The sequence below is a fragment of the Hoeflea sp. EC-HK425 genome (assembly GCF_902498795.1).
GTDB classification, from domain to species: Bacteria; Pseudomonadota; Alphaproteobacteria; order Rhizobiales; family Rhizobiaceae; genus Hoeflea; species Hoeflea alexandrii.
In genome coordinates this window covers 115222-141171 of record NZ_LR701572.1, presented here as the reverse complement: position 1 = coordinate 141171, position 25950 = coordinate 115222, and the positions used below count along the sequence as shown (strand labels likewise).

The 25950-nt window shown below is 61.6% G+C and carries 26 protein-coding genes; 15 read left to right on the top strand and 11 right to left on the bottom strand.

From position 1 onward, the window contains the following. Window positions 1–134: 134 nt before the first annotated feature. From SPHINGO391_RS03505 to SPHINGO391_RS03495, 3 genes are all read left to right on the top strand, one after another. On the top strand, window positions 135–1964 hold the full coding sequence (locus SPHINGO391_RS03505) for an ABC transporter transmembrane domain-containing protein (RefSeq protein ID WP_152007526.1): 1830 nt from the start codon (window positions 135–137) through the stop codon (window positions 1962–1964). A gap of 128 nt (window positions 1965–2092) precedes the next feature. Further along, window positions 2093–3001, top strand: a complete 909-nt coding sequence (locus SPHINGO391_RS03500; protein WP_152007525.1) for a fatty acid desaturase — start codon at window positions 2093–2095, stop codon at window positions 2999–3001. A gap of 29 nt (window positions 3002–3030) precedes the next feature. After that, window positions 3031–3816 carry a PhnD/SsuA/transferrin family substrate-binding protein gene (locus SPHINGO391_RS03495; protein ID WP_152007524.1) on the top strand — a complete coding sequence of 262 codons (786 nt, stop codon included), beginning with the start codon at window positions 3031–3033 and terminating at the stop codon, window positions 3814–3816. A 48-nt stretch (window positions 3817–3864) separates the two neighbouring features. On the opposite strand, the gene SPHINGO391_RS03490 is transcribed toward SPHINGO391_RS03495, so the two are convergent. From SPHINGO391_RS03490 to SPHINGO391_RS03465, 6 genes are all read right to left on the bottom strand, one after another. After that, on the bottom strand, window positions 3865–4896 hold the full coding sequence (locus SPHINGO391_RS03490) for a peptidoglycan -binding protein (protein ID WP_152007523.1): 1032 nt from the start codon (window positions 4894–4896) through the stop codon (window positions 3865–3867). A gap of 3 nt (window positions 4897–4899) precedes the next feature. Beyond that, window positions 4900–5922 (bottom strand): MotA/TolQ/ExbB proton channel family protein, encoded by a 1023-nt coding sequence (locus tag SPHINGO391_RS03485; RefSeq protein ID WP_152007522.1) that lies wholly within the window; start codon window positions 5920–5922, stop codon window positions 4900–4902. 108 nt (window positions 5923–6030) lie between these two features. Then, window positions 6031–6831, bottom strand: a complete 801-nt coding sequence (locus SPHINGO391_RS03480; RefSeq protein ID WP_152007521.1) for an inositol monophosphatase family protein — start codon at window positions 6829–6831, stop codon at window positions 6031–6033. A gap of 91 nt (window positions 6832–6922) precedes the next feature. After that, complete coding sequence (gene efp, locus SPHINGO391_RS03475; RefSeq protein ID WP_152007520.1) at window positions 6923–7486, bottom strand: elongation factor P; 564 nt, start codon at window positions 7484–7486, stop codon at window positions 6923–6925. 121 nt (window positions 7487–7607) lie between these two features. Next, window positions 7608–8615 carry a tetratricopeptide repeat protein gene (locus SPHINGO391_RS03470; protein ID WP_244615103.1) on the bottom strand — a complete coding sequence of 336 codons (1008 nt, stop codon included), beginning with the start codon at window positions 8613–8615 and terminating at the stop codon, window positions 7608–7610. Between the two features lie 50 nt (window positions 8616–8665). Further along, window positions 8666–9319, bottom strand: coding sequence for a thiamine phosphate synthase (locus SPHINGO391_RS03465; RefSeq protein WP_152007518.1), 654 nt, complete (start codon window positions 9317–9319; stop codon window positions 8666–8668). A 92-nt stretch (window positions 9320–9411) separates the two neighbouring features. Between SPHINGO391_RS03465 and SPHINGO391_RS03460 the strand changes: the two genes are divergently transcribed. The 3 genes from SPHINGO391_RS03460 (at window position 9412) to SPHINGO391_RS03450 (ending at window position 12324) form a co-directional block, all read left to right on the top strand. Continuing rightward, window positions 9412–10188, top strand: a complete 777-nt coding sequence (locus SPHINGO391_RS03460; protein WP_152007517.1) for a sulfite exporter TauE/SafE family protein — start codon at window positions 9412–9414, stop codon at window positions 10186–10188. Window positions 10189–10236: 48 nt separating this feature from the next. After that, complete coding sequence (locus SPHINGO391_RS03455) at window positions 10237–11907, top strand: acyl-CoA synthetase (RefSeq protein ID WP_152007516.1); 1671 nt, start codon at window positions 10237–10239, stop codon at window positions 11905–11907. 159 nt (window positions 11908–12066) lie between these two features. Continuing rightward, on the top strand, window positions 12067–12324 hold the full coding sequence (locus tag SPHINGO391_RS03450; protein WP_152007515.1) for a metalloregulator ArsR/SmtB family transcription factor: 258 nt from the start codon (window positions 12067–12069) through the stop codon (window positions 12322–12324). Window positions 12325–12485: 161 nt separating this feature from the next. Here SPHINGO391_RS03450 and SPHINGO391_RS03445 read toward each other — a convergent pair whose 3' ends face one another. Then, window positions 12486–12662 (bottom strand): DUF465 domain-containing protein, encoded by a 177-nt coding sequence (locus SPHINGO391_RS03445; RefSeq protein ID WP_152007514.1) that lies wholly within the window; start codon window positions 12660–12662, stop codon window positions 12486–12488. A 212-nt stretch (window positions 12663–12874) separates the two neighbouring features. On the opposite strand from SPHINGO391_RS03445, the gene SPHINGO391_RS03440 reads away from it, so the two are divergent. The 6 genes from SPHINGO391_RS03440 to SPHINGO391_RS03415 all read left to right on the top strand — a co-directional run bounded on the left by SPHINGO391_RS03440 (window position 12875) and on the right by SPHINGO391_RS03415 (window position 16759). Next, entirely contained in the window at window positions 12875–13078 is a 204-nt protein-coding gene (locus SPHINGO391_RS03440) for a DUF465 domain-containing protein (RefSeq protein WP_152007513.1), read from the top strand. Between the two features lie 14 nt (window positions 13079–13092). Next, window positions 13093–13593: a 5-(carboxyamino)imidazole ribonucleotide mutase gene (gene purE, locus SPHINGO391_RS03435; protein ID WP_152007512.1), complete on the top strand. Its 501-nt coding sequence runs from the start codon at window positions 13093–13095 to the stop codon at window positions 13591–13593. Then, a complete protein-coding gene (locus SPHINGO391_RS03430; RefSeq protein ID WP_152007511.1) occupies window positions 13590–14687 on the top strand; it encodes a 5-(carboxyamino)imidazole ribonucleotide synthase in 1098 nt (365 codons plus the stop codon). Before purE ends, SPHINGO391_RS03430 begins: the two co-directional genes overlap by 4 nt. Before the next feature lie 150 nt (window positions 14688–14837). Beyond that, a complete protein-coding gene (gene ykgO, locus SPHINGO391_RS03425) occupies window positions 14838–14963 on the top strand; it encodes a type B 50S ribosomal protein L36 (RefSeq protein WP_003497670.1) in 126 nt (41 codons plus the stop codon). Window positions 14964–15033: 70 nt separating this feature from the next. After that, complete coding sequence (locus SPHINGO391_RS03420; protein WP_152007510.1) at window positions 15034–15639, top strand: hypothetical protein; 606 nt, start codon at window positions 15034–15036, stop codon at window positions 15637–15639. 106 nt (window positions 15640–15745) lie between these two features. Then, on the top strand, window positions 15746–16759 hold the full coding sequence (locus tag SPHINGO391_RS03415; RefSeq protein WP_152007509.1) for an alpha/beta hydrolase: 1014 nt from the start codon (window positions 15746–15748) through the stop codon (window positions 16757–16759). A 39-nt stretch (window positions 16760–16798) separates the two neighbouring features. Here the strand turns inward: SPHINGO391_RS03415 and pyk are convergent, their stop codons facing one another. Next, window positions 16799–18238 (bottom strand): pyruvate kinase, encoded by a 1440-nt coding sequence (pyk, locus tag SPHINGO391_RS03410; RefSeq protein WP_152007508.1) that lies wholly within the window; start codon window positions 18236–18238, stop codon window positions 16799–16801. Beyond that, entirely contained in the window at window positions 18238–18633 is a 396-nt protein-coding gene (locus tag SPHINGO391_RS03405) for a DUF1036 domain-containing protein (RefSeq protein WP_152011409.1), read from the bottom strand. Before SPHINGO391_RS03405 ends, pyk begins: the two co-directional genes overlap by 1 nt. A 300-nt stretch (window positions 18634–18933) precedes the next feature. Between SPHINGO391_RS03405 and SPHINGO391_RS03400 the strand changes: the two genes are divergently transcribed. Beyond that, a complete protein-coding gene (locus tag SPHINGO391_RS03400; protein ID WP_152007507.1) occupies window positions 18934–19716 on the top strand; it encodes an N-formylglutamate amidohydrolase in 783 nt (260 codons plus the stop codon). A 126-nt stretch (window positions 19717–19842) separates the two neighbouring features. Further along, entirely contained in the window at window positions 19843–20109 is a 267-nt protein-coding gene (locus SPHINGO391_RS03395; protein ID WP_152007506.1) for a DUF2312 domain-containing protein, read from the top strand. A gap of 184 nt (window positions 20110–20293) precedes the next feature. Here SPHINGO391_RS03395 and SPHINGO391_RS03390 read toward each other — a convergent pair whose 3' ends face one another. Continuing rightward, window positions 20294–22078, bottom strand: a complete 1785-nt coding sequence (locus tag SPHINGO391_RS03390; protein WP_244615102.1) for a DUF882 domain-containing protein — start codon at window positions 22076–22078, stop codon at window positions 20294–20296. A gap of 235 nt (window positions 22079–22313) precedes the next feature. Then, window positions 22314–23852 carry a sigma-54 dependent transcriptional regulator gene (locus SPHINGO391_RS03385; protein WP_193217173.1) on the bottom strand — a complete coding sequence of 513 codons (1539 nt, stop codon included), beginning with the start codon at window positions 23850–23852 and terminating at the stop codon, window positions 22314–22316. A gap of 203 nt (window positions 23853–24055) precedes the next feature. Here SPHINGO391_RS03385 and SPHINGO391_RS03380 point away from each other — a divergent pair, with 203 nt between their 5' ends. Beyond that, window positions 24056–25903 carry a M3 family oligoendopeptidase gene (locus SPHINGO391_RS03380; protein WP_152007504.1) on the top strand — a complete coding sequence of 616 codons (1848 nt, stop codon included), beginning with the start codon at window positions 24056–24058 and terminating at the stop codon, window positions 25901–25903. The last annotated feature ends 47 nt before the right edge of the window (window positions 25904–25950 follow it).

The following is a 25950-nucleotide window of genomic DNA, read 5'->3' as shown; positions in this document are numbered from 1 at the left end:
GAAGCCGGTGTCCCTAGGAACAACGACTTCCCAATTCGATGGCGAGCCTATACATGAAGGCATTGGCGATAACAAGGGCCGTGTCCGTTTTTGCAGGTCAGCCAATAAGGTGAGTACGCATACCAGGAGCAGACGTGGCTGAACAAACCGATACACCCAAGACGGCTCGCCTGTCGGTGCGGCCACTCGCCCGGCTCTTTCCCTACATCACCCGGTATCCGCATCTGGTTGTCGGCGCGCTCGTCTTCCTGCTGCTGGCCGCGGTGACGACCCTGACCCTGCCGATGGCCGTGCGCCGGATGATAGACCATGGCTTTTCCGCCCAGGATGCGGGCTTCATCAACACCTACTTCTCGATGCTCGCAGCCATTGCCATCATGCTGGCGCTGGCCTCGGCCTGCCGCTACTATTTCGTCATCACCCTGGGCGAGCGCGTTGTGTCCGACATCCGCCGCGATGTTTTCGATCACGTCACCCAGCTGTCCGCGGCCTTCTACGATGCCAACCGCTCGGGCGAAATCGTCTCGCGGCTGACCGCGGACACCACCCAGATCAAGTCCACGGTCGGAGCCACCGCGTCGCTGGCCCTGCGCAACACGATCCTGTGCATCGGTGCCGGCGTGATGATGTTCATCACCTCGCCAAAACTGTCCGCGCTGGTTCTGGTAGCCATACCCGTTATCGTCTTCCCGATGGTCGGCTTCGGACGCAAGGTTCGCAAACGCTCCCGTCTCGCCCAGGACAGCCTCGCCGAGGCCATGACCTTTGCCGGCGAAGCCATCGGTGCAACCCGCACCGTGCAGGCATTCAACACCGAAGCCCGGGCCCGCACCCGTTTCAGCCAGGCCGTCGAAGCCGCTTTCTCGGCAGCGCGCCAGTCCATTCTCGCCCGCTCGATTCTCACCGGCTTCGCCATTGCCATGGCGTTCGGCTCCGTGGTGGCCGTGCTATGGTACGGCGCACAGTCGGTGCTCTCGGGTGAACTCTCACCCGGTACGTTGGGCCAGTTCCTGCTCTACTCGGTCTTTGCCGCGGGAAGCCTTGGCGCCCTGTCGGAAGTCTGGGGAGAATTGTCCCAGGCTGCAGGAGCCGCCGAACGCCTGAGCGAACTGCTTGATGAGGTGCCTGAAATCCGTGCGCCGCAGGCACCCAAACCCCTTCCCTCGCCGGCCATCGGCGACATCCGCTTCGATGACGTGCATTTCGCCTATCCGTCCCGGCCTGACACGTCAGCACTCACCGGAGCGAGCTTCCACGTCCGACCCGGAGAAACGGTCGCGGTGGTCGGCGCATCCGGCGCCGGCAAGTCGACCTTGTTCTCGCTCATCCTGCGCTTCTACGACACCAGCGCCGGAACCGTGCTTGTCGACAATGTCGATGTCCGCGAAGCCGACCCGGCCGACGTGCGCTCCCGCATCGCCCTGGTCCCCCAGGACGTGACGATTTTTGCAGGCAGCGTTGGTGATAACATCGCCTTCGGCAGGTCGGACGCGAGCCAGGCCGACATCGAGGCCGCGGCCGAGGCAGCCCAGGCGCACGAGTTCATCATGGCGCTCGACCAGGGATACGACACGCCGGTCGGCGAACGCGGAATCACGCTGTCGGGCGGCCAGCGCCAGCGGGTGGCAATTGCCCGTGCGATCCTGCGCGATGCCCCGATCCTGCTGCTTGACGAGGCGACCTCCGCGCTCGATGCGGAAAACGAGAAACTGGTGCAGAAGGCCCTTGAAGGGCTCATGCTTGACCGCACCACGATTGTCATTGCCCACCGTCTGGCGACAGTGCTGCGGGCCGACCGCATTCTGGTCATGGACAAGGGCCGGATTGTCGAGGAAGGCACCCACGCTGAGCTTGTTGCCCGCGGCGGGCTCTACGCCCGTCTGGCCAGGCTGCAGTTCGAGCATGGCGCCGAAGCCCTGACAAGCGACGCTGCTCTGACGCTCGAATCGACAGCCGGCAAATAAATAGCCGGCGGCATTCTTGTGAAACCCGTCAAATCAGGATAATTCTCTGGCGTTCGTCTGGAAGCCACGCGGAGGAAGGGACCTCTGTCCGCGGGCTATAACGGGAACATTCAGAAGGTGTATCCACAATGCGGAATGACGCGGAGTGGCGGACCCTGCTGTTGGCAGGAGTTTGCTATGCTGTGTGGTTGTTGCTGGCGTTCGGATGGGCTGACCTGCCGGACATTCTTCGTATCCTGCTGCTGATCCCCGTGATCACGCTGCATTCCTCGCTGCAACATGAATTTTTGCACGGTCATCCATTCAGGAACCAGAAGTTAAACGATCTCTTGATCTCACCGCCAATTGGAGTGCTGGTACCCTACCTGCGCTTCAAGTCCTGCCATCTCACCCATCACATCAATGAAAACATCACCGATCCCTATGATGACCCGGAGAGCTACTATCTCGACCGGGACATCTGGGCGACGATACCCAAATGGGTCCGGGGCCTGCTCATTGCCAACAATACCCTTGTCGGCAGGATTACCATCGGACCGGCGCTTGCCACGGTCGGCTTTCTGCGCAGCGAATTCGTTCGCACCCGGGCCGGGGACACCCTCATCCCTAAGGTATGGCTGCGTCATTTTCTGGCAGTAGCCTTGCTGTTCTGGCTGATCGGCACCTATGGCAGCCTTCACCCGGCGGGCTATTTCATCGCCGCCTATTTCGGTATGGGCCTGTTGATGGTGCGCTCCTTCATCGAGCACCAGGCGGTGGAGAAAGCCAACCAGCGCTCGGTCATCATCGAGACCCGGGGACCGCTGAGCCTCTTGTTTCTCAACAACAACTTCCATTCGGTGCATCACGCCTATCCGTCGCTCGCCTGGTACCGGATTCCCGCGTTCTTCCGGGAGAACCGGGCGCGGTTCCTGCGCATGAACGGCGGCTATCGCTACCAGAGCTACTGGGAGGTCTTCCGCCGCTTCGGCTTTCGGCCCAAGGAGCCTGTGGCCTGGCCGATAGAGCCCCGCAAGCGGCGGGACGGCGGCACTTGAATGGCTCACCAACAGCAGGAGGCAGCTCTTTGACAGGTGCTGTCTCCCTGCCCATGTATGACTGGCCGGAGGTCCGTGAGGCGACTGACCGCCTCTGGGTGACCATCCAACGGGAATTGACGGAACGCGGCATCGACGCGCCCGAGTCTCTATTGCGCTGCGCCGATCCGGAAGCGCTGTGGACCGACCCTGCCCTGCTGCTGTCCCAGACCTGCGGCTACCCCTACGCCACAATGCTGGCCGGCAAGGTGGCGCTCATTGGCACCCCGGCGCATGCCGTCACCGGCGCAGCCCCCGGAAGGTATTTCAGCGTGCTCGTCGCCCGGAAGGGTGAAGCGCCGCGCGATGCCGGCAAACTCGGAGAAAGGCGCTTCGCCTACAACATGGCTCAGTCCCAGTCCGGTTTCGCTGCACCTGCCAGGCTGCTTGCCGCAACTGGTCACGCATCCCTGCCGGAACCACTTGAAACCGGCGCCCACCGGGCCTCCATTTGTGCCGTGGCTGAGGCCCGGGCCGACTGGGCGGCAATCGATGCCGTCACCTGGGAACTGGCCAAACGCCATGAACCAGCCGCAAGCGATCTGGTTGTCTTTGCAACAACGCCACAAACACCGGCCTTGCCGTTGATCACCGGCTCGAGGAATTCAGAGAAAGCCGGGGCCATCGCCGATGCAGTGGAGGCGGCCATCGCGGCGCTGGAAACTGAGGTTCGCAATACGCTGTTCATCACCGGACTGACGCGTTTCAGGCCGGCGGACTATGCGCCGCTTTCAGCACCCGTGCCGGCGCGCCAGGCATTTCCGAACCTTGCATGAAACCCGCTGTAGATTGAACGTCGCTGGGACAGGCCCCGAGCAACACGATCAACGTTCGGTCAGCTTGAGCTCGATGCGGCGGTTGGTGGCGCGGTCCTGGTCGGTATCGCCTTCGGCAATCGGCTGGAACTCGCCAAATCCGGCAGCCACCAGACGGTTGGCCGGCACGCCCTGGGTGATCAGGAATTTCACCACCGACGTTGCGCGCGCGCTGGAAAGCTCCCAGTTGTCGGCATAGCGGCCATTGCCCGACAACGGCACATTGTCGGTATGGCCGTCTACCCGCAATACCCAGTTGATTTCATCGGGGATCTCGCGGGCAAGCTCGATGATCGCCTCCGCCAGCTTGGCCATCTGCTCCGTCCCGGCCGGGTTGAGCTCACTGCCACCCGACGGAAACAGCACCTCCGACTGGAAAACGAACCGGTCGCCAACCACCCGCACATCTTCGCGGCTCGCCAGGATCTCGCGCAAGCGGCCGAAGAAATCGGACCGGTAGCGGTTGAGCTCCTGCACCCGCTGCGCCAGCGCGACATTCAGGCGACGTCCGAGGTCGGCGATCTTTGCCTGGGTTTCGCGGTCCTTGGTTTCGGACACTTCCAGCGCGTCTTCAAGCGCGCCGAGCTGGGTTCTGAGGGCTGCAATCTGCTGGTTGAGCAGATCGACCTGGTTGAGCGCCCGCTGCGAAACCTGCTTCTCCGCGTCCAGCGTTTCCGTCAGCGTCCCGATCCGGGCTTCTGCCGCTTCACTTGCCCCCGATCCGCTCGCCAGCAGTTCCTGCAGTCGAGAGCGGTCGGACTCCGATTCCGAAAGCGAAGCCTGAAGGTTGGCCAGCGTATCCTCCAGATCCTGCTTGCCCGAACGCTCCAGCGCCAGCAGCTGAGTCAGTTCGTTGATCTGGCTGTTGAGCCGGTTGAGCACCTGGTCCCGGCCGGATATCTCGCGCGACAGGAAAAACTGCGCCAGAACGAACACGGTGAGCAGAAACATGATGGCAAGCAGCAGCGTCGACAGCGCGTCGACAAAGCCCGGCCAGTAATCGACCGTGCGCTCGCGCCGCCGGTTTCGTGCCAGCGCCATGGCCTATTTTTCCCCGATCTTGTCGGACAGCTTGTCGAGGGTCTCGCGCATCCGCCGCGATTCCACCTGTTGCGCCTCGATCCAGTCGCGGAGCATCTGCTGCTCGTTGCGCATGTTCTTGACCAGTCCCTGGATGCCTTCCGCAAGGCTCGCCATCGCCGCCGTGGTGCGTGGGGTCATGCCGGATTCCTGCGACATCTTCTGCATCCGCTCCGACAGCATCCGGATCTCTTCGGTGGTTCCGGCGCTTTCAGCCGGCATCACCATGCCCGAATCGAGATCCGTCATCGTCGACAGCCAGTTTTCAAGCTCGGTGTAGAAGCGGTTCTGCGCCCGGCCCGCCTGCAGGTCCAGAAAGCCCAGGATCAGCGACCCGGCCAGACCGAACAGCGAGGACGAAAACGCTGTTCCCATGCCGTCGAGCGGCGCCGACAGGCCGCTCTTGAGCGTCGACAGAACGTCCTCGGTACCGCCGCTCCCTGGATCCAGCGACTGGATCACCTGGTTGATCGAACCGATCGTGCCAAGCAGGCCCCAGAACGTGCCGAGCAGCCCGAGGAACACCAGAAGACCGATCAGATACCGCGAGGTGTCGCGGGATTCGTCAAGCCTCGTGCCGATCGAATCGAGGATCGAGCGCAGCGAGGACGTCGACAGCGCCATTTCCTGGCGACGACCAATCAGCGCCCGCATCGGCGCCAGCAGCACCGGGTCGCGCCCGACCTTTTCCGCGTCACCGGTGGCCCGCAACGAATTGACCCAGCGCACTTCCGGACGCAGCCTGAGCACGTGGGTGAACACCAGAAGCACACCGACGGCGAGAACCCCGACAATCAGCCCGTTGAGGCCCGGATTGGCGAGAAAAGCCGTCTGGATCTGCCGGTAGAGAATGGCGGCAACAAATCCGGAGAGGATCAGAAAGATCATCATGCTCCAGAAGAAAACCAGCGGGCTGGAAAGCTTGTGCGGATCCGCTCCGCTGCCGTCTTCGGAGATACCCCATCCAGACAATGTCAGTTTCGCCATGCGCTGTCCGTCCCGGCCCTTGCACCAAATCAGAAGATCAGGCGGAGACTAACCGATATTATGGCGGAAATGAAAGCACGCTTTCAAAACAACGCTGTGACGAAGCCGTCAGGCCTTCGGAACGGGTCTTTGAACCAGGTCCAGAACGCCCTTGAGGATGTACTCGTTGCCCGCAGCCACGGATCTTGAGCCGAACATGTCTGTTCCGCCCGCGGTATCGGCGACAAATCCGCCCGCTTCCCGGATCAGGATAATGCCCGCCGCCATGTCCCATGGCTCAAGCGGGGATTCCCAAAAGCCGTCCAGCCGGCCGGCGGCGACATAGGCCAGATCCAGCGCCGCGGCACCCATCCGGCGGATGCCCGCGCATTCGCCCATGACATGGCGCAGCTCGACCAGGAACTTGCCGTGATGGCCGCGGCCAAGATGCGGAACCCCGGTGCCAATCACCGCATCCGACATCGCCTTGCGTCCGGCAACCCTGAGGCGGCGGTCGTTTAGAAATGCCCCGCCCCCGCGCTCGGCCGTGTAGAGCTCGTCCGTGGAGGGGTTGTAGACGACGCCCGCGACGATCTCGCCGTTGCGCTCGAGCGCGATCGAGACCGCGAAATGCGGCATGCCGTGCAGAAAGTTGGTGGTGCCGTCCAGCGGGTCGACAATCCAGCGGTGAGCCCCGTCGGTGCCTTTTTCCTCAACGCTTTCCTCGCCCATGAAGCCATAGGTAGGACGCGCGCGCATCAGTTCGGTCTTGATGATGTTTTCGGCCTTGCGGTCGGCCTGGCTGACATAATCGCCAGGCCCCTTGAGCGAGACCTGCAGGTTCTGCACCTCGCCGAAATCGCGCGCGAGCGAGCGACCGGCCTTGAGCGCCGACTGGACCATCACATTGAGAAGGGCTGAACGCGCCATCTGTCTTATTCCTTGGTGTCGGCAAAGCGCGGATTGATCGCGCCATGGACCGTTGTCTCAGGGCTCAAGGGAGCAGTGACCTGTGACCGGCTCAGTCGGCGCGGCGCAGATAGGTCAGTTCGTTGGTGTCAACGACCACCCGTTCCCCGGCGGAAATGAACGGCGGCACCAGAATGCGCACACCATTCTCGAGCGTTGCCGGCTTGTAGGACGATGCCGCGGTCTGTCCCTTGACGACGGGATCGGCCTCGGCAATCTGCAGCGTCACGTGATCCGGCAGGGCGATGCCGATCGGGCGCTCTTCATGCAGCTCGACGGTCACCATCATGCCGTCCTGCAGGAAGGCGCGGCGGTCGCCGACAAAGTCCTTCTGCAGTTCAAGCTGCTCATAGCTTTCCAGATCCATGAACACCAGTGCTTCACCCTGCTCGAAAAGGAACTGGAAGTCCTTCTGTTCCAGCCGGATGCGCTCGACGGTCTCGGAAGCCCTGAACCGCTCGTTGAGCTTGGTGCCGTCGATGAGGTTCTTCATCTCGACCTGGTTGAAGGCGCCACCCTTGCCGGGCTTGACGGCATTGGTCTTCACAACCGCCCACAGGCCGCCATTGTGCTCAAGCACGTTGCCGGGGCGAATTTCATTTCCGTTGATTTTCATGAGAGCGTTCCGCGTCGAGCTTTGTCCGGGCCCGGTTTTCGGCCCCGCTTGGCGGCTTCAAGACCACAAAAAGCGCAGCTTTTCAAGTCTGCCCCTTGGCAGGCGGACTGATTGGGCGAAATCAGCGCTTGCTGAACTTGTTCGCCGCCTCGATCGCCTGTTTCTGCTCTTCTTCGGTCAGCCCCTGATAGAAGTCATCAAGTCCCCGGTCATTGAAGCCGGCGCGACGCGAAATGATGTACCATTTTGCCGCTTCGATAGGGTCGCCCCTGGTCCCGATCGCGTTGATGTGCAGCACCGCCATCCGGTTCTGCGCAACCACATTGCCGCGCATGGCAGCCACCTGCATCCAGCGGAAGCCGGCCTCGTAGTCCTTCGGACCGCCAACGCCGTCAATCAGCCAGATCGCGTAGTCCAGCTGTGCGGTCTCATAGCCGGCTCGTGCCGCCTTTTCCATGAACGCCCGCGCACGCGCGCGTTTTTCGTCCGGAACGCCTTCGGTGTTGCTGTAGATCTGGGCCAGAGCGTACTGCGCATCGGCAATACCTTGCTCGGCAGCCTGCTCGAAGTAGGGCAGTGCCTCGAGCACACCTGCATCGCCGGGCTTTTCCGAAACCAGTATCTGTGCATGATTGAACTGGGCGAAAGCATTCCCGGCATCCGCGGCCTTCTTCATCAACTCTTCGGCCTTGGCCCGGTCCGCCTCAACATACTTGCCCTCGAGCAGCATCACCCCATACTTGAACTGCGCGGAAGCATCGCCAGCTTCGGCGGCCTGCCTGTACCAGAAGGCCGCATCATCCATGCTCCGCGCCACGCCCAGCCCGGCGGCGAACAGTTCCGCAAGCAGGGTCTGCGCAGCCGGGTCCCCGAGTTGGGCCCGCGGCAGCGCCAGTTCCATTGCTGTCAGATAATACCCGCGCTGAAAGGCGCCGAACGCGCGGGAAGTGGCGTCGGTCGCAGGCTTGGTCTCCTGGCCATTCCCTTCCTGCGCGGTCTCGGCCTCCACCGCGGCCTCTGCCTCGGTTTCTGAAGGAGCCTCATTGCCCGCAGTCTGGGCAGCCGAAGGCCCGCCGACAAGTGCCAGCATCAGGACCAGGGACAGCAGACGAAACAATTGCGGGATCATGGCATTCAGCTTGCGTAAGGCACTATTGCCGGGGTCGGACATCCTCGCCATTATGGGCCGAACCGTGGCGCTTTTTCGTCAAGGACGGCATTGATTTCGGCGACAATCCGCGCGGCATTGGCCGGATCATGGAAAACGGCTTTGGAAAAGGCGATGAACTCGGCTCTGGTTTGCGCCATCTCGTCCACGAACGCGATGCTGGTCCCTCCCATCAACAGGCAGGGGATCTCGATCATGTCGGCCCACCATTCCGCAAGCGCGCTGTTCTTGGAATGCGGTTCCGGTTTGATATCGCCATCGATTGATCCGAAAATCACATAATCGGGCTGCGCCTCGCCGATGGAAAGCGCGGAATGGCGCTCGCGCGCATTGCCGCCGCCGACAATCAGCCCTGGCGCGTATTTCTGAACCGCTTCGGCCATCGCCGTGGGCCCAACCTCGATATGCAACCCGTCGGTCCGCACCCGCCCGGCAACCCGGGAATCTCCAGCGACAAGGGCTGCCGCACCTGCAGCCTGGATCACCGGAACAAGGGCCTCGCACCGCTTCTGGAAGCTCTTTTCGTCCAGATCGTGCTGCGGAATGATGACGGAAGCCACATCGCCGCCACGCAGTGCATCCCCCGTCAGCCTCGCCAGTTCGGCGGCATCGGCAATGTCGGGTGTCACAAGGACGAGACGGCAGCGGTCGATCTTGTCGGTCATGGGAATTCCTGTTTGGGCCGGCGCTTGAAGCCGATATGGCCAATTTGCTCCAAACGGGATAGACCGGCGCGACACAAGGATCAACTGCCCCGATGATGACAGACCCGTACTTCTACGCCGCCGCCATTCCGGCGGTGATCATGGTAGGCCTGTCCAAGGGTGGCTTCGGCGGCGCCATGGCATTGCTTGGAGTCCCGCTGATGGCACTGGCGATTTCGCCAGTCCAGGCCGCCGCCATTCTGCTCCCGATCCTGATTGTCATGGACATCGTCTCTTTATGGACCTGGCGCGGCAACAGCGACAACAAGACCCTTGTCATCATGCTTCCAGGCGCCTTGCTCGGCATCGCCATCGGATGGGCGACTGCCGCCTGGGTCACCGCACCGATGGTCCGGCTGATCGTCGGCACCGTGGCACTGTGGTTCGTCATGCGTTACGTGGCGCAGAAATTTGCGGCCGCCCGCAATGGCGGCACCCCGCTCCCGCGGGGGCACCGGCCGGTCGAGGGCACGCTGTGGGGAACGCTTGCCGGGTTTACGAGTTTCGTTTCCCACGCTGGCGGTCCACCTTACCAGATCTACACATTGCCGCTTCGCCAGGACCCAAAGATCTACACGGGAACGAGTGTCCGCTTCTTTGCCATCATCAACGCCATCAAGCTGGTGCCCTATTTCGCGCTCGGCCAGTTCGACATGACCAATCTCTCCACCTCGCTGGTGCTGGCGCCGCTGGCACCGGTGGCAACGCTGGCAGGTGCTTTCATCGTCAGGCGCATGAAACCCGACATTTTCTACCCGTTCATGTACGTGATGGTATTCCTTACCGCGCTCAAACTGATCTGGGACGGCACCGCTCATCTATTGGCCTGATGACAAGCCCGCATTCTGATGATTTGATGCCGCCCTGTCCCGGACACGATGCATTGGAACCTGACCTTGAGCGCCAATCCCTACGAAACCGATCTTGACCGCAACCCGGCCAACTACCAGCCACTGACGCCGCTGGCACATCTTGAACGCGCTGCGCTGATCCATCCCGATCACCTGGCCATCATTCATGGTACGATGCGCGTCACCTACCGACGCTTCCTCGAGCGCTCGCGACAACTGGCCAATGCATTGACCGATCTCGGAATTTCAAAGGGCGACACCGTCTCGGTGATGCTCTCGAACACACCGGCCATGCTTGAAGCCCATCACGGCGTGCCGATGATCGGAGCCGTGCTGCACTCCATCAACACCCGGCTTGATGCCCAGGCCATTGCGTTTCAGCTTGATCACGCCGAGTGCAGGGTTCTGATCGTCGATCGCGAGTTTTCGGCCGTCATGGCCGAAGCGATCGCCCTGGCCCAGGTCAACCCGGTGGTCATCGATTATGACGACACCGAGTACCCCGAGGATGCACCCTTCCCGAAAGGCGCCCGCATCGGCTCGCATGACTATGAGGAGTTCGTCCTCGCCGCGTCCCCCGAGTTCACGCGGACCCTGCCCGCCGATGAATGGGAGGCCGTTTCGCTGAACTACACGTCCGGCACCACCGGCAATCCCAAGGGCGTTGTCTACCATCACCGCGGGGCCGCCATGATGGGGTATTCAAACGTCATCGCTTCGGGAATGGGGCGTCATCCCGTGTATCTGTGGACCCTGCCGATGTTTCACTGCAATGGCTGGTGCTTCCCCTGGACGCTCGGTGTCGTTGCAGGCACCCATGTCTGTCTTCGCTGGGTTCGCGCCAAGGCCATGTATGATGCCATCGCCGATCATGGCGTTACACATCTTTGCGGCGCGCCGATCGTCATGTCGACGCTTCTCAACGCGCCCGATGACGAGAAGCGCGAGTTTGACCAGACCGTCAGCTTCAACACTGCCGCGGCACCGCCCCCGGAGGCCGTTCTGGCCGGCATGGCCGATGCCGGTTTCGAGGTTGTCCACCTCTATGGCCTGACTGAAACCTACGGTCCCGCCGTCGTCAACGAATGGAAGGCGGAATGGTCCGAGCTTGACCGTGGTGCCCGCACCACCAAGAAGGCCAGGCAGGGCGTCCGCTATCCGGCGCTGGAAGACCTCGCGGTAATGGACCCCGAAACCATGGAGAAAGTGCCGGCCGATGGCGAAACCATCGGCGAGGTCATGTTTCGCGGCAACATCGTCATGAAGGGATATCTGAAGAATCCTGCGGCCAGCGCCGAGGCTTTCCGGGGCGGGTGGTTCCATTCGGGTGACCTCGGGGTCATGCATCCGGACGGCTATCTGCAGCTCAAGGACCGCTCGAAGGACATCATCATCTCGGGAGGCGAGAACATCTCGTCGATCGAGGTCGAGGATGCACTCTACAAGCATCCCGGGATCATGGCTGCAGCGGTCGTCGCCCGCCCCGATGACAAATGGGGAGAGACGCCTTGCGCCTTTGTCGAGCTTCGGCCCGGATATGATCTGAGTGAAGAGGACGTGATCGAGCATTGCCGCAGCCTGCTGGCCCGGTTCAAGTGCCCGCGCACGGTGATCTTCCATGAAGTCCCCAAGACCTCGACCGGCAAGATCCAGAAATACCTGCTGCGCGACGAGGCGAAGACGCTAGGCTCTGCATGAATTGACCCTTCGGCAAGTCAATATCATCGTGAGCACAGGAATTGATTGATTCATCAAAGCTTCACCGGATTTAATCAGCTTGCAGCCCAATAGAACAAGGCCGTTTGCAGTGCACACAAAAGACTTGCCGGGCCGGAGTCTTTTATCTAGCTTGCATCCATGACCATGGATGCTTTCCAAGCCATTGCTGATCCGAACAGGCGTTATCTCCTTGAGGAGTTGCGGCGCCAGCCAAGAACAGTCAATGAATTGGCGGAAGGCCTGCCGATCAGCAGGCCGGCGGTCTCGCAGCATCTCAAGGCGCTTCTCGACAGCAAGCTGGTAACGGTCACCAACCAGGGCACACGCCGGATCTACACCGTGAGAACCGAGGGCTTCATGCATCTCAACCTTTGGGTCGACCAGTTCTGGTCCTGAGCTGATCAGTGACCCGTCTCGGCGCCTCCGGCACGACAGGTCGGTGCGATTGAGGGGATGAGCCCTGCCATGGAGTTCACCATGGCCAAAACCACATTTCAAAAACAAAAGACGCGGGAAAATTCCCGCGCCTTCGTCATCCTCGTGTCATGCAAATCTGGTCAGTGTTGGGTGTCGGCCTTCAGGCGCTTGATCTCATCCTTCAGCCGGAGCTTGCGCCGTTTGATATCCACGATCATCTCGTCCTGGACGGATGGTCGGGCTTGCACCGTGCGGAGTTCTGCCTCCAGTTCGCCATGCTTTTTCTCAAGTGTGGCAAGGTGAGCATCAATCGACATAAGCGACTCCTTTGTTGGAATGCGCCGGCGCCGGAGCACCGGTGCAAATCGTTAGTGGACACTAAAGAGTGTGCCATGCCTTTTTCGATTTGTCGAAGATGATTTCTTGAACAGGGATAACTTCCCGTTACACCTGTTTTTGTGGTACGAGCGCCGCCATGAAACCCGGACCGGACCATGCGCCGGCAGGGTGCGTAAAACGGGGAAACTGCATGTCCGATCAGGAACAGGCGGAGCTTCGCATGCTGGTGGCGCGTCTGCGTCACGAGCACGAAGACTTCGACGTAGCCATCAATGCAATGATTCAGACTGGCTGCGACCAGCTTCGCATTCAACGCATGAAGAAGAAGAAGCTGGCGATCAAGGACAAGATCACCGAGATCGAGGACCAGATTATACCGGACATCATAGCCTGACCGGGGAGTAGCCTATGACAAAGCCCGAATCACCCAAGGTCGCCGTCATCATGGGCAGTCAATCAGATTGGCCAACCATGAAACACGCGTGCGAGATACTCGACGAGCTCGGCATCAGCCACAAGCCGTTGATTGTTTCGGCTCACCGGACACCGGACCGTCTGGTTTCCTTTGCCAAGAATGCCCGCTCAGAAGGCTTCCAGGTAATCATTGCCGGCGCCGGGGGTGCTGCCCACCTGCCCGGCATGACCGCTGCCTTCACTCCTCTGCCGGTTTTCGGCGTTCCGGTTGAATCCAAGGCCTTGTCCGGCCAGGACAGCCTGCTGTCCATCGTCCAGATGCCGGCCGGCATCCCCGTGGGAACGCTGGCGATCGGCAAGGCCGGCGCCACCAACGCAGGGCTGATGGCAGCCAGCGTCCTGGCGCTCGCAGATGAAGACCTGGCGCATCGCCTCGATGTCTGGCGACAGGCCCGAACCGACGCCGTGGCCGAACAGCCAGTGGATCAGTCATGAGCTCCGAACCACTCGCACCCGGCGCAGTCATCGGCATCATCGGCGGCGGCCAGCTCGGCCGCATGCTTGCCATGGCTGCGGCCCGGCTGGGGTTCAAGACCATCGTTCTCGAGCCCGACAGCAATGCCCCTGCCGCCCAGGTCGCCAACACCCAGATTGTCGCAGATTACGATGATCCGGAAGCCCTCCAGCAACTGGCGGATCTGTGCGATGTCGTCACCTATGAGTTCGAGAACGTCCCGGTCAAGGCGGTTCAATGGCTTGAGGCACGTGTTTCCGTCAGGCCAGGATCGAAGGCTCTCGAGGTCGCCCAGGACCGGCTGCTGGAAAAGGCCATGGCACGGGAACTCGGCGCGGAAACAGCACTGTTCGCGGCAATTTCCGAGCGCGGCGATCTGGATGAGGCCATGGATATCACGGGGCTTCCCGCGGTCTTGAAGACAACCCGTCTGGGCTACGACGGCAAGGGACAGGCGAAACTCCTGCGCCCCGAGGACGCCGACACGGCCTTCGAGGCCATGCTCGGCCAGATGGCCATCCTCGAATCCTTCGTTCACTTCGAATGCGAGGTTTCCGTTGTCGCCGCCCGCGGCCTGTCGGGCGAAGTCCGGGCCTATGACGTCGCTGAAAATGTGCACCGCAATCACATCCTCCACACCTCGACCGTTCCCTCCGGCCTCGGACCGGAAGTCCAATCGGAGGCGCTGGAGATCGCTGCGGCGATCGCCCGGCATCTGGACTATGTCGGCGTCTTCGCGGTTGAGTTCTTCGCCGTCCGCGAGGGTGCCCGGCACCGCCTCCTCGTCAACGAAATTGCCCCGCGCGTTCATAATTCGGGTCACTGGACCGAAGCTGCATGCGCCATATCGCAGTTCGAGCAGCATATCCGCGCAATCACCGGCCTGCCGCTCGGAGATCCCCGGCGTCATTCCGATTGCGTGATGGAGAATCTGATCGGCGCCGACATCGGCAGGACTGCCGAACTGGCCGGAGAGCCGGATGCGGTTTTGCATCTCTACGGGAAGGCTGAAGCCAGACCCGGGCGCAAGATGGGCCATGTCACCCGGATCAGTCCCAGCACGACGCGGTCATGAGCCCGATCAGGACGGGAAAAAGCCCTGCCGGAGTTGACAGCAAATGCCCAAACAGCTACATGCCGTGCCAACCGATGAGCGCGTCCTTGGCTGGCGCGCTTTTGATTGAATAGGCGGCGTTTCCGCCCCGACAACTCGCGGATCAGAACAATGAAGATCAAGAATTCGCTTAAGGCGCTCAAAGCTCGTCATCGTGACAACCGTCTGGTTCGTCGCAAGGGCCGGGTTTACATCATCAACAAGCAGAACCCGCGCTTCAAGGCTCGTCAGGGCTGAAGCCGAAGGCCTCCCGGCCTTCACATAATTTTGCATTTGATATTTGGCGCAGACGGACTAGCTTTCCGTCATGCGCCATTTTTCGTTTTCCGGATTTATCCCCGTTCTCCTCGCCATGCTCCTGGTTGGCGGTTCCGCTGACATATCCGCTTTCGCCCAGAACAGGGCCGAAGCCGACACGGCGTCGGTTCAGCCAGCAGACAGCCTCGACACGCTGTTTGCCGAACTCAAGCGGGAACGAGACGAGAGGCAGGCCAAGCGGATCAGCGAGCGTATCTGGGCTGAATGGCGCGATTCCGGCAGCGCGACGGCAAACCTGCTGATGCAATGGGCCGACAAGGCGGTGACGGACAAGAAGAACAGCCTTGCGCTGGACCTGCTCGACCAGGTCGTCGTGCTGATGCCCGACTACGCGGAAGGCTGGAACCGGCGGGCGACGCTGAATTATGCGATGGGCAATCACGACAAGTCGATGGCCGACATCAGCCGTGTCCTGGCGCTCGAACCGCGCCATTTCGGCGCAATCTCGGGCATGGCCGCCATCATGGCGGCTGCGGGAAACGACGAACTCGAATTCAAGGCCTGGGAACAGATGCTGGAGATCTATCCGGCAAACCGGCAGGCGCAGGAAAGGCTCGGCGAGCTTGCAGACAAGCTTTCGGGCAGCAGAATCTGAAACTTTTCCCCTCCGGCATCCGTAAGGAGCCAGGAAAGCCCCAAACGATTTTCCCATTCATTGGCAGCACCTTCCCATGCTCGCATCAAGACCGGTCCGCACTTCCATGATTATTCTGCTCTCCATTCTCGTCCTGCTCCTGGCAGGTCTCGCCATCTGGACCAGGGCAAAGGCGCGCGACATCGAGGCACAGCACCCCGCGACGGGGGAAATGATCGATGTCGGCGGTTACAGCCTGCACGCCGTGCATGTTCCGCGCCCTTCCGGCGCCGACCTTCCTGCGCTGGTGTTCATTCACGGCGCCAGCGGCAACCTGCTTGATCAGCTGGTGCCGTTCCAGCCGGAGTTGGAAGGCCGCGCCGAGATGCTGTTCATTGACCGGCCCGGCCATGGCTGGTCCGAGCGCGGCGGTGCTGCCAACGACACGCCCGACGGCCAGGCCGCAGCCATCGCCCGCGCGATGCAGGCCAAGGGCATCTCCAGCGCCATCATCATCGGCCATTCCTTCGGCGGCGCCATAGCGGCGAGCTTTGCGCTCGCCCATCCCGAGATGACCGAGGGTCTGGTGTTCCTTGCACCTGCGACCCACGCCTGGCCCGGCGGCATTGCCTGGTATTATGGGCTGACCCGCACACCGGTGATCGGGCCACTGTTTGCCAACACCATTGCGCTACCGGCCGGACTGACCCGGCTTGAAAGCGGTTCGGCCTGTGTCTTTGCGCCCAATCCGAAACCCGATGACTATGTCAGCAAGACTGCACCGGCCCTTGTGCTTCGGCCCCAGGCTTTCCGCTTCAACGCCATCGACGTCGCCAATCTGAAACCCTATGTCACCCGCGTCGCATCGCGATATTCGGAGATTGCAAGCCCGACCGTGATCATCACCGGCGACAGTGATTCGGTCGTTCTTGCCCACATCCACTCCGAAGGCCTTGCCCGTGACATCGAGGGCTCGGAACTCGTCTGGATCCGCAATCTCGGCCACAAGCCCGACCATGTGACAACGGATCTTGCGGTCCGTGCCATTGAGAAGGTCGCAGGCCTTGAAGTCGACCTGAAGGCCGCAGCGGCACGGGCGGAAGCCTCCCTGGCAGAGGACAGCGCCGTCTGCCAAGGTTAGGCTTGTGCCGTCAGACTGATGAAGATGGCCTGCCGGTTCTCAGATGCCCGTCATCCCGTCGGAACCGATATAGGCGATACGCAGCATGTTGGTTGAGCCCGGCGTGCCAAGCGGCACACCGGCGGAGATGATTATACGGTCCCCTGGCTTCCCGAACTCCTCGCGGAAGGCAATCCGGCAGGCGCGATCCACCATGTCGTCGAGATCGGTGGCATCCTGGGTGACGACGCAATGCAGCCCCCAGACCACCGACAGCCGCCGTGCCGTCTGGATCACCGGTGAAAGCGCGATCACCGGCACCTGCGGCCGCTCACGCGCTGCACGCAGCCCGGTATTGCCCGAAGATGTGTAACAGACGATTGCCGACAGGTTCAGTGTCTCGGCAATCTGGCGTGCCGCCAGCGAGATCGCATCCGCACCGGTGGCGTCCGGCTGCGGGCGCTGGGAATAGATGATGCCGGGATAGTTCGGATCGCGCTCAACCTTGCGGGCAATCGAGGCCATGGTCTCGACAGCCTCGACCGGGTAGTCGCCGGCAGCCGACTCCGCCGACAGCATCACCGCATCGGCGCCTTCGAACACCGCCGTGGCAACGTCGGAGACTTCGGCGCGGGTCGGAACCGGTGCAGAGATCATCGATTCGAGCATCTGGGTGGCGACGACCACCGGCTTGCCTGCCTTCCGGCAGGCGCGGGTAAGCTGCTTCTGGATGCCGGGCACCGATTCGATCGGCATTTCCACGCCGAGATCGCCACGGGCAACCATCAGCGCATCGGACAATTCGATGATCTCGTCGATGCACTCAAGCGCCTGCGGCTTCTCGATCTTCGACATCAATCCGACCCGGCCGCGGGCGATCTTGCGCACCTCGGCGAGATCTTCCGGCCGCTGGATGAAGGACAGCGCCACCCAGTCGACATCGTTCACCGCGAGCACTGCGTCCAGGTCGCTGCGGTCCTTCTCGGTCAGCGCGCCCACACCGAGCGTGGTGTCCGGCAGGCTGACGCCTTTACGGTCGGAGATCTTGGTGCCGCTGACCACCTTGCAGACGATCGAGGTCTTGTTTGATTCGACCGCCAGCAGCTGCAACCGGCCATCGTCGATCAGCAGCCGGTGTCCGGGCTGAACCGCCTCGAGAATTTCCGGATGCGGCAGATAGACCCGGTTCACATCGCCCGGGAGGTCCTGGTCGTCCAGCGTGAAGGTCTGGCCAGGTTTCAGCGTCACCGATCCTTCGGCAAACTTGCCCACCCGCAGTTTCGGCCCCTGAAGATCGGCGAGGATGCCAATCGGGCGTCCACAGTTCTTCTCCACCGCCCGGATACGGCCGACCAGGGTGCGCATCAGCTCATGGCTCGAATGGCTCATGTTGATGCGGAACAGATCCGCACCTGCTTCATGGAGCTTCTGGATCATCGCCTCGTCCGACGACGCCGGTCCGAGCGTGGCGAGGATTTTTACATTGCGTAGGCGCTTCATCAATTCTGGCTTTCTGGCGCTTCCGGGGCATCCGATAACTGGACCATCCAGCTGCCTTGTCTCCCGGTATCGTACTCTTTGAACCCCACGCGCTGAAAACCACGGGCGAAACAATCCTCTACACCGACAATGCGGAATTCATTGTCGGCGACGCACATGTTGATGTCCCCCGCCCAGCGGCCACCGCCGCCGGCATCCTCGGCATAAAGATAGTAATATCGCGAGCCGAGCTGGCCCTCGATCAGGGTCGCGCAGGAATTGGCGGGAATCTGCCACCAGCCCTCGGTCACCCAGCCTTCCGCCGTGCGATAACCGATCGCGCCGCCGACCAGCGATTGAGTTCCGTTACAGACCCGGAAGTCAGCTCTCGCGTCCTGCGCCGAGGCGAGCATCATCGCTCCGGCAGTCAACGGAATGAGCGCAGCGAATCTGACGATGAGGAGATAGGCTTTTGGCAACTTGCGAAACAACAATTTCGGTCAGTCTCCACTCTCGATTTGTGCTTTGCTTTTTGCGCCGGGGGGCCATGAAAGTCAACGAAGGACGATAGACTAAAGTCAAGAACGCCGCCCGCCATGCCTCCGCATTCCATTCTTCCTCACAGACTGCATGATTCGGGCAGTTGCTCGTAGACCAAGCCTGTGCAATTGATCCCCAACCCCTCATACTTTTCAGATCCGGTTCCGAAATCCGTCATGCCAGGCTTCCAGCCATTTGAAATCCTTCCCGGCGATCCAAGCCACGCATTGGTAATCCTGGCCGACCACGCCATGAACCGGTTACCGGCCGAGTATGGCGATCTGGGATTGCCTGCCGAAGCATTCTCACGTCACATCGCCTACGACATCGGCGTTGAGGACGTGACCCGCAAACTCTCCGCCAGGCTGGGCGTTCCCGCAGTGCTGGGCTGCTTCTCCCGCCTGCTGATCGATCCCAACCGCGGTGAGGACGACCCGACCCTGATCATGAAGCTTTCAGACGGCATGGTGATTCCCGCAAACCATCCGCTCTCCGCCGGAGAACGCGAGCACCGTCTCAACCTGTTTCACCGGCCCTATCACGATGCCGTCGCGACCGTGATTTCCGAAACCTGGCGCAAGTCCGGCAAAGCGCCGCTGGTGATTTCGATCCACTCGTTCACCCATGCCTGGAAGGGCGTTCCCAGACCATGGCACGCAGGCGTTTTGTGGGACACGGATCCGCGTGCGGTGCGTCCACTGATCGATGCGCTGAGTATGGATCCGGCGCTGATCGTCGGCGACAACGAGCCCTATGACGGGGCACTCAGGGGCGACACCATGCACCGGCATTGCTCGATGACCGGCCTTCCCCATGCCCTGCTCGAGATTCGCCAGGACCTGATCGGCCATCCCGAAGGTGTCCAATCCTGGGTCGACCGGCTGGCGCCGATCCTCACGGATCTGACCGCACAGCCGGGCATCCACGAGGTCGAATTGCATGGTTCGCGGGTGGTGTGACGCGCGCCCGCCTCAGACCGGGATTATTCCCCGGGTATGGCGCAAACACCCTTGACCCGAAGCCTCGCTTTGGGCACTTGAAGCCTCACGAACATCACCCCTCGTTGTCCCTACAGGAGAGACCTCATGTCTGATGCCGGCGCAGTCGCCCGCGACCAGCTCCGTTCGATCGTCGAACGCATTGAACGGTTGGAAGAAGAAAAGAAGACCATTGCCGACGACATCAAGGATGTCTACGGCGAGGCAAAGGCCAACGGCTACGACGTCAAGGTGCTGCGCAAGGTCGTCGCCATCCGCAAGCAGGACCAGAACGACCGCCTAGAGCAGGAAGCGATTCTCGATACCTACCTGCATGCTTTGGGTATGGCGCCCGAGCCGGAAGACGCAATCTGACCGGACACGCCTCACTCCTGCGGGAGTGACAGGCCGTGAGACCTTCATGTAAATCCAAAAGCCGCGCATTGTCCGATGCGCGGCTTTCTTGTTTCTTTCCCAAGGGTAAGCCGGCAAGGCACACCGGGAAAAGCCGGACAGGAAATCAGGGTGCGGTACGGCGCAATCTGCGGCGGTACATGCCTCAGTCGCCGAATCGGGCCACCGTGATGAAGTTCACCGCCGATCCGGTGAACTGGCTGTGCGGAAGCTCTCCGCCATCAGGGGAAAATCCGTTTGCATAGACCACTTTGGGCGCTTCCCTCAGCTGCGCGCCGACAAACCTGCGCGGCTTTCCGGGTTCCGAAGCCATGGTCTTCATCCGGTCCTGGGCAAGGGCCCATTTCGAGATGATCCTGTCGGTCAGCATGGGTTCGGTACGGATCGAGCTGCGTTGCGGCTGCTCCGCGGCAATCGAGGCTGTCGGACGGGCGCCCTTGCGGGCGGAGGAGGCGCTTGTCGAAAGGCTGCCGACCCGACCGCCGCGCGAGACAGGCTCAAGCGAGGCCACCTCGATTTCCCGCGACGCGGTTACCGGAGCCCTGTCACCGGCGCGCTCTCCCGGCCTGCGGATCGGAAGCGGAATAAAGTCTTCCGCCGAGGGCAGAGTTGCAGCTGCTGCAACCGGCCCACCGTTCTGCGCGTCTGCGGCCCGGTCAACCAACGCGGCGGCAATCTGCAGATCTTCCGCGGCCTGTTCCGTGGTACCGACCTCCATGCGGGCCTTGATCAGGTTCGGTACCGGCAAGGCGGCCAATTCCACCGCTGCGGGTTGGGCTTCATTTGCAGGCTGGCTCGACCGTTCACTGAGCAGTTGCGGTATTGGCGCGCGAATCGAGGCCAGGTCGACAAGCCCGGACTGGGCTTCAGGCTCGAGCGCCGGGGCCGCAACCTCGGCATTTGCGGCGGCGGCAAACGCGTTGATTTCGCTCTGCGCCGGCAAAACGGGATTGGGCGGAGCAAGTGCCGCCACCACCACCGGCTGCGGCTCTTCGATGACCGGCCGCGCCACAGGAACCGGCGGCTGCAAAGGCAAGACCAGGGCAGTCTCCACGGCAGGCGCGACCTGCGCAGGTGCATCGAGAACCCCTGGCAGAGCGGCAACCTCCGTCTGTGGCGGAGCCGGGACCGGCTTCGGCGCAGATGCGACGGCATCTGGTTCTTCATCCTCGTCACCACCGCCAAACAGGGCGGCAAGCAGACCACCGGAACGTTTGCTGTTGCCGGAATCGCCGCTGCTGGTCGAGACGATGGCTCCGCCGCGCCTCTTGTAATCGGCAAGCGCGGTCTGGTAGCCGGGCAAAGGCTTTCCGTCCGGTGGCAGGTGCAGGGTCTTGCCATCCGGAAACAGCTTGACCAGTTCCGGCCTGCTCATCCGCGGCCATGCACGCACACCGGCAACATCGAGATGGACAAAGGGCGATCCGGATTTCGGATAATATCCAACCCCGCCGCCCTGCAGCTTCATGGCCGTGGCGCGAAGCTTGCTCAGGCTGACGCCGGGGATGTAGAAATCCATTGCCTTGCCGAGCGTGTGCTGGCTTTTCTTGGCTTGGCCGCCGCGTGTCCGCCGCAGCATGTCGTTGGTCGCCGGAGACCGGTAGGCAGACACGACATTGATGTAATCACGCGCGCCGACCTGCTGGTAGACCTCCCACACCAGATCGAACAGCCTCGGATCCATGTTCGTCGGCTCATTGCGCCGCCAATCCCTGAGGAACCGGTTGAGCTTGTTCAGCCCGGCCTTGTCGTAACGGCCATTGCGTTTGAAAACGATCTCGGCCTTTTCCTTGGTGTGGATGTAGTAGAGCTTGAGAGAACGGGTCTCGGCAAAGGCTTCAGGCGCGGCGGCAAATCCCGCACAGGACGCGATGACCGCGATCAGGAGGGCACGCAGCGTAGCGATGCGCGCGATGTGCCAAAAGCGCACATTGCTGCGACAAGCAGCCGTAGGCAGTACTGATACTGTTTTCAATGTCGCCAATGCTGTCCCCGGACGCCGGAAAACCGTTACAGATCACCATTTGGTGATCAAATGCGGTGACACAATGGCAACCGCTGCCACGCATCGCTGCAGGGACACTTATAGTGAATGATCACTTAACAGGGAATGAAGCAGATCAAACAGGCAACACTATTTTCCTTACCAGGTGGAAATCACCCGCTCACGCCGCCTCCTGATCCGGATCGTCCGGGTTGATCGCGTAGTCCTTGAGCTTCCGGTAGAGCGTCGAGCGGCCGATGCCGAGCCTGCGGGCAACCTCGCTCATCTGTCCGCGATAGAACGACAAGGCAAACCGGATCAGTTCCTCCTCGACTTCCGCAAGCCTCCGCACCTCGCCCTCCGGCGTCACGGCGTTCACCGCCGGCATGCCCGTGTCGACCGGAAAGCTCGGTTCGGCGAGAACCGGATCGGCAGTGGGGTCGGCGTGAGCGGCTTCTTCCCGCTGCGCCAGTCCCGGACCCTGAGGTGCCTGCAGAGACACAGCCTGGGTTTCGTCTCCGGCTTCCAGCCCATCAAGCTTGTAGCCGGGAATCTGCGCGGCAATCTGCGGGAACAGGTCGGCGGTCAGCGTTTCGCCGTCGCACAGCACGATGGCCCGGTGAATGGCGTTTTCAAGTTCGCGGATATTGCCGGGCCAGTCATGTGCGGTCAGCAGCGCCATCGCATCCGGAGCGATGCTCCGAATCCGCTTGCCGCCGATGGCACCCGCAAATCGCTCGGTGAAATGACGCACCAGCTGCGGAATGTCTTCCTTGCGCTTGCGCAGGGCCGGAACATGGATCGGGAAGACATTGAGCCGGTAGTAGAGATCTTCCCTGAAACGCCCAGCCTTGACCTCTTCGATCAGATCCTTGTTGGTCGCCGAAATCAGCCGGATGTCAACCTTCCTGGGCATCCGCGAACCGACGGTCTCGATCTCGCCCATCTGCACGGCGCGCAACAGCTTGACCTGGATTTCGAGTGGCAGTTCACCAACCTCGTCAAGGAAGAGGGTACCGCCATCAGCTTCGGTGAATTTGCCCGCATGGCGTTCGGTTGCGCCGGTGAACGCTCCCTTTTCGTGTCCGAAAAGAATGCTTTCGACAAGATTTTCGGGAATTGCCCCGCAATTAACGGTCACGAACGGTTTGTTGCGCCGGATGCTTTCGGACTGAATCGCATGGGCGATCATTTCTTTGCCGACACCCGACTCGCCTTCGAGAACCACCGGAATGGTCGACGCCGCAGCCCGCTTTCCAAGCGAGATCACCCGTTCCATGGCGGGGCTTGCCGCCACGATGCCATTGAAGCCGACGTGACGCGGCGAGGGAATTTGGGAGGAAGTGATCCGCGCGGCCTTCAGCGCGTTGCCAAGCGCCAGGGTCAGTCGTTCCGGCGATACCGGCTTGACGACAAAATCGAATGCACCTGCGCGCATCGCCTTGACCACGGTCTCGATACCGCCCTGCCCGGTCTGCACCACCACGGGAATGGTGTTGCCGACCGCCGAGAGCCGTTCCAGCACTTCGAGCCCGCCCATTTCCGGCATCATCAGATCGAGCACAACTGCCGCAAGTTCGTGATCGGGCTCCACCAGGCGGGCGAGAGCCGACCGGCCCTCGTTTGCCAGTTCGACCTCGTAGCCTGCTTTTTCCGCGGCCGCCTTGAGCAGGCGGCGCTGAACCGGGTCGTCATCAACTATCAGAATTCGTTTGGACACGGATCTCGTTTCCTCATTCCCGGTGGAGTCATCAAGGGGTCTGACCATCCCCGGACAATGGCAGCAAAGGCTGAAAAACGGATTTCGAGAAATGTTTGCATTTTAATCGTCGCTGCCGGTAAAACCGGGTGGCGCCTGGCCGGCGCCATTCGATGACCTATTTCCTCACGGGTCCGACACCGATCTTGAAAGAGAGTGCCCTGATGCCGAAATCAATTCTGGACCACGCACCCGTTCGCGCCCCCGCAACGGCACATGGCACGGATTCTCAGCTTGGGACCCTTCCGGGCTGGAACCTGAGCGACCTCTATCCCGGTCCGGAATCCGCGGAATTCAAGACCGACCTGGCCGCAGCCCGGACCGGCGCACAGGCCTTCGAGGCCCGATGGAAGGGAAAGATTGCCGAAGCCGCGGCGAACACCGGGGATGAAGGCCTTGGCGCGGTGATCGAAGCCTATGAGAAGCTTGAAGAACTGATGGGGCGGATCATTTCCTATGCCGGCCTGGCTTACTTCACCAACACCTCCGATCCCGCGATCGCCAAATTCTACGGCGATGTGCAAAGCACGATGACGGATATCAGCGCCCATCTTCTTTTCTTCGCGCTCGAACTCAACCGCATCGATGACACGCTGATCGAGGAGAGCCTCGGCAAGGACCCGCGCGCCGCCCGTTACACACCCTGGATCCATGATCTCAGGCTGGACAGGCCCTTCCAGCTCGAAGACCGGATAGAGCAGCTATTCCACGAAAAATCGATGACCGGGCACGCCGCCTGGAACCGGCTTTTCGATGAGACCATGAGCAGCCTCGAATTTACTATTGATGACCAGGCGCTGCCGCTAGAAGTGACGCTGTCTCTGCTGCAGGATGCCGATGGCGCCAGGCGCAAGAAGGCAGGCCTTGCTCTTGCCGAGACGTTCAAGGCAAATCTGCGCACCTTCACCCTGATCACCAACACGCTGGCCAAGGACAAGGAAATCTCCGACCGCTGGCGCGGCTTCGAGGACATCGCCGACAGCCGTCACCTGGCCAACCGGGTCGAGCGTCCCGTCGTCGATGCGCTGGCACAGGCGGTGCGCGAGGCCAGCCCCCGGCTGTCGCACCGCTACTACGCCATGAAGGCCTGCTGGCTCGGGCTCGACAAGCTCGAATTCTGGGATCGCAACGCACCTTTGCCCGAGACACCCCGCGAGACAATTGCCTGGGACGCGGCCAAGAACACGGTGCTTTCGGCCTATCACGGCTTTGCGCCCGAAATGGCCGACATTGCCCGCCGGTTCTTCGACCGCAGCTGGATCGACGCGCCGAGCCGTCCGGGCAAGATATCCGGTGCCTTCGCCCATCCCACGGTTCCGTCGGTGCACCCCTATGTGCTGGTCAATTACCTCGGCAAGCCGCGCGACGTGATGACGCTGGCGCACGAACTTGGCCACGGCGTGCATCAGGTGCTTGCCGGCGATCAGGGCGCGCTGATGTCGTCAACGCCCCTGACGCTGGCCGAAACGGCGTCCGTGTTCGGTGAGATGCTGACCTTCCGGGCCTTGCTGGCCCGCACCACCGACCGTCGCGAACGCAAGGCGATGCTGGCCCAGAAGGTCGAGGACATGATCAACACCGTGGTGCGCCAGATTGCCTTCTACGAATTCGAACGGCGTGTGCACACCGCTCGCCGGGAAGGCGAGCTGACCTCGGAGCAACTGGGCCGGCTCTGGCTCGACGTCCAGTCGGAAAGCCTCGGCCCGGCGGTGAACCTGTCGGAGGGGTACGAGACCTTCTGGGCCTATATCCCGCATTTCATTCACTCGCCGTTCTACGTCTACGCCTATGCCTTTGGCGATTGCCTCGTGAACTCGCTGTACTCGGTCTATGAGAAAACCCCCGACGGTTTCCGCGAACGCTATTTCGACATGCTCAAGGCCGGCGGGACCAAACACCACTCGGAACTTCTCGCTCCGTTCGGACTTGATGCATCGGATCCCGGGTTCTGGAACCAGGGTCTTTCGATGATAGAGGGAATGATCGACGAGCTCGAAGCCATGGATGGCTGACTTGTCTGATTTCGCTTTATTGTAACAGCGAAGTATGGTTTAGCCGC

Bases quoted from the DNA above. Each gene is read 5' to 3' on its own strand.
- SPHINGO391_RS03500 (WP_152007525.1), top strand. From the start codon at position 2,093: ATGCGGAATGACGCGGAGTGGCGGACCCTGCTGTTGGCAGGAGTTTGC.
- SPHINGO391_RS03490 (WP_152007523.1), bottom strand. From the start codon at position 4,896: ATGGCGCTGGCACGAAACCGGCGGCGCGAGCGCACGGTCGATTACTGG.
- SPHINGO391_RS03485 (WP_152007522.1), bottom strand. From the start codon at position 5,922: ATGGCGAAACTGACATTGTCTGGATGGGGTATCTCCGAAGACGGCAGC.
- SPHINGO391_RS03480 (WP_152007521.1), bottom strand. From the start codon at position 6,831: ATGGCGCGTTCAGCCCTTCTCAATGTGATGGTCCAGTCGGCGCTCAAG.
- efp (WP_152007520.1), bottom strand. From the start codon at position 7,486: ATGAAAATCAACGGAAATGAAATTCGCCCCGGCAACGTGCTTGAGCAC.
- SPHINGO391_RS03470 (WP_244615103.1), bottom strand. From the start codon at position 8,615: ATGATCCCGCAATTGTTTCGTCTGCTGTCCCTGGTCCTGATGCTGGCA.
- SPHINGO391_RS03465 (WP_152007518.1), bottom strand. From the start codon at position 9,319: ATGACCGACAAGATCGACCGCTGCCGTCTCGTCCTTGTGACACCCGAC.
- SPHINGO391_RS03460 (WP_152007517.1), top strand. From the start codon at position 9,412: ATGATGACAGACCCGTACTTCTACGCCGCCGCCATTCCGGCGGTGATC.
- SPHINGO391_RS03455 (WP_152007516.1), top strand. From the start codon at position 10,237: ATGCATTGGAACCTGACCTTGAGCGCCAATCCCTACGAAACCGATCTT.
- SPHINGO391_RS03450 (WP_152007515.1), top strand. From the start codon at position 12,067: ATGACCATGGATGCTTTCCAAGCCATTGCTGATCCGAACAGGCGTTAT.
- SPHINGO391_RS03445 (WP_152007514.1), bottom strand. From the start codon at position 12,662: ATGTCGATTGATGCTCACCTTGCCACACTTGAGAAAAAGCATGGCGAA.
- SPHINGO391_RS03440 (WP_152007513.1), top strand. From the start codon at position 12,875: ATGTCCGATCAGGAACAGGCGGAGCTTCGCATGCTGGTGGCGCGTCTG.
- purE (WP_152007512.1), top strand. From the start codon at position 13,093: ATGACAAAGCCCGAATCACCCAAGGTCGCCGTCATCATGGGCAGTCAA.
- SPHINGO391_RS03430 (WP_152007511.1), top strand. From the start codon at position 13,590: ATGAGCTCCGAACCACTCGCACCCGGCGCAGTCATCGGCATCATCGGC.
- ykgO (WP_003497670.1), top strand. From the start codon at position 14,838: ATGAAGATCAAGAATTCGCTTAAGGCGCTCAAAGCTCGTCATCGTGAC.
- SPHINGO391_RS03420 (WP_152007510.1), top strand. From the start codon at position 15,034: ATGCGCCATTTTTCGTTTTCCGGATTTATCCCCGTTCTCCTCGCCATG.
- SPHINGO391_RS03415 (WP_152007509.1), top strand. From the start codon at position 15,746: ATGATTATTCTGCTCTCCATTCTCGTCCTGCTCCTGGCAGGTCTCGCC.
- pyk (WP_152007508.1), bottom strand. From the start codon at position 18,238: ATGAAGCGCCTACGCAATGTAAAAATCCTCGCCACGCTCGGACCGGCG.
- SPHINGO391_RS03405 (WP_152011409.1), bottom strand. From the start codon at position 18,633: ATGATGCTCGCCTCGGCGCAGGACGCGAGAGCTGACTTCCGGGTCTGT.
- SPHINGO391_RS03400 (WP_152007507.1), top strand. From the start codon at position 18,934: ATGCCAGGCTTCCAGCCATTTGAAATCCTTCCCGGCGATCCAAGCCAC.
- SPHINGO391_RS03395 (WP_152007506.1), top strand. From the start codon at position 19,843: ATGTCTGATGCCGGCGCAGTCGCCCGCGACCAGCTCCGTTCGATCGTC.
- SPHINGO391_RS03380 (WP_152007504.1), top strand. From the start codon at position 24,056: ATGCCGAAATCAATTCTGGACCACGCACCCGTTCGCGCCCCCGCAACG.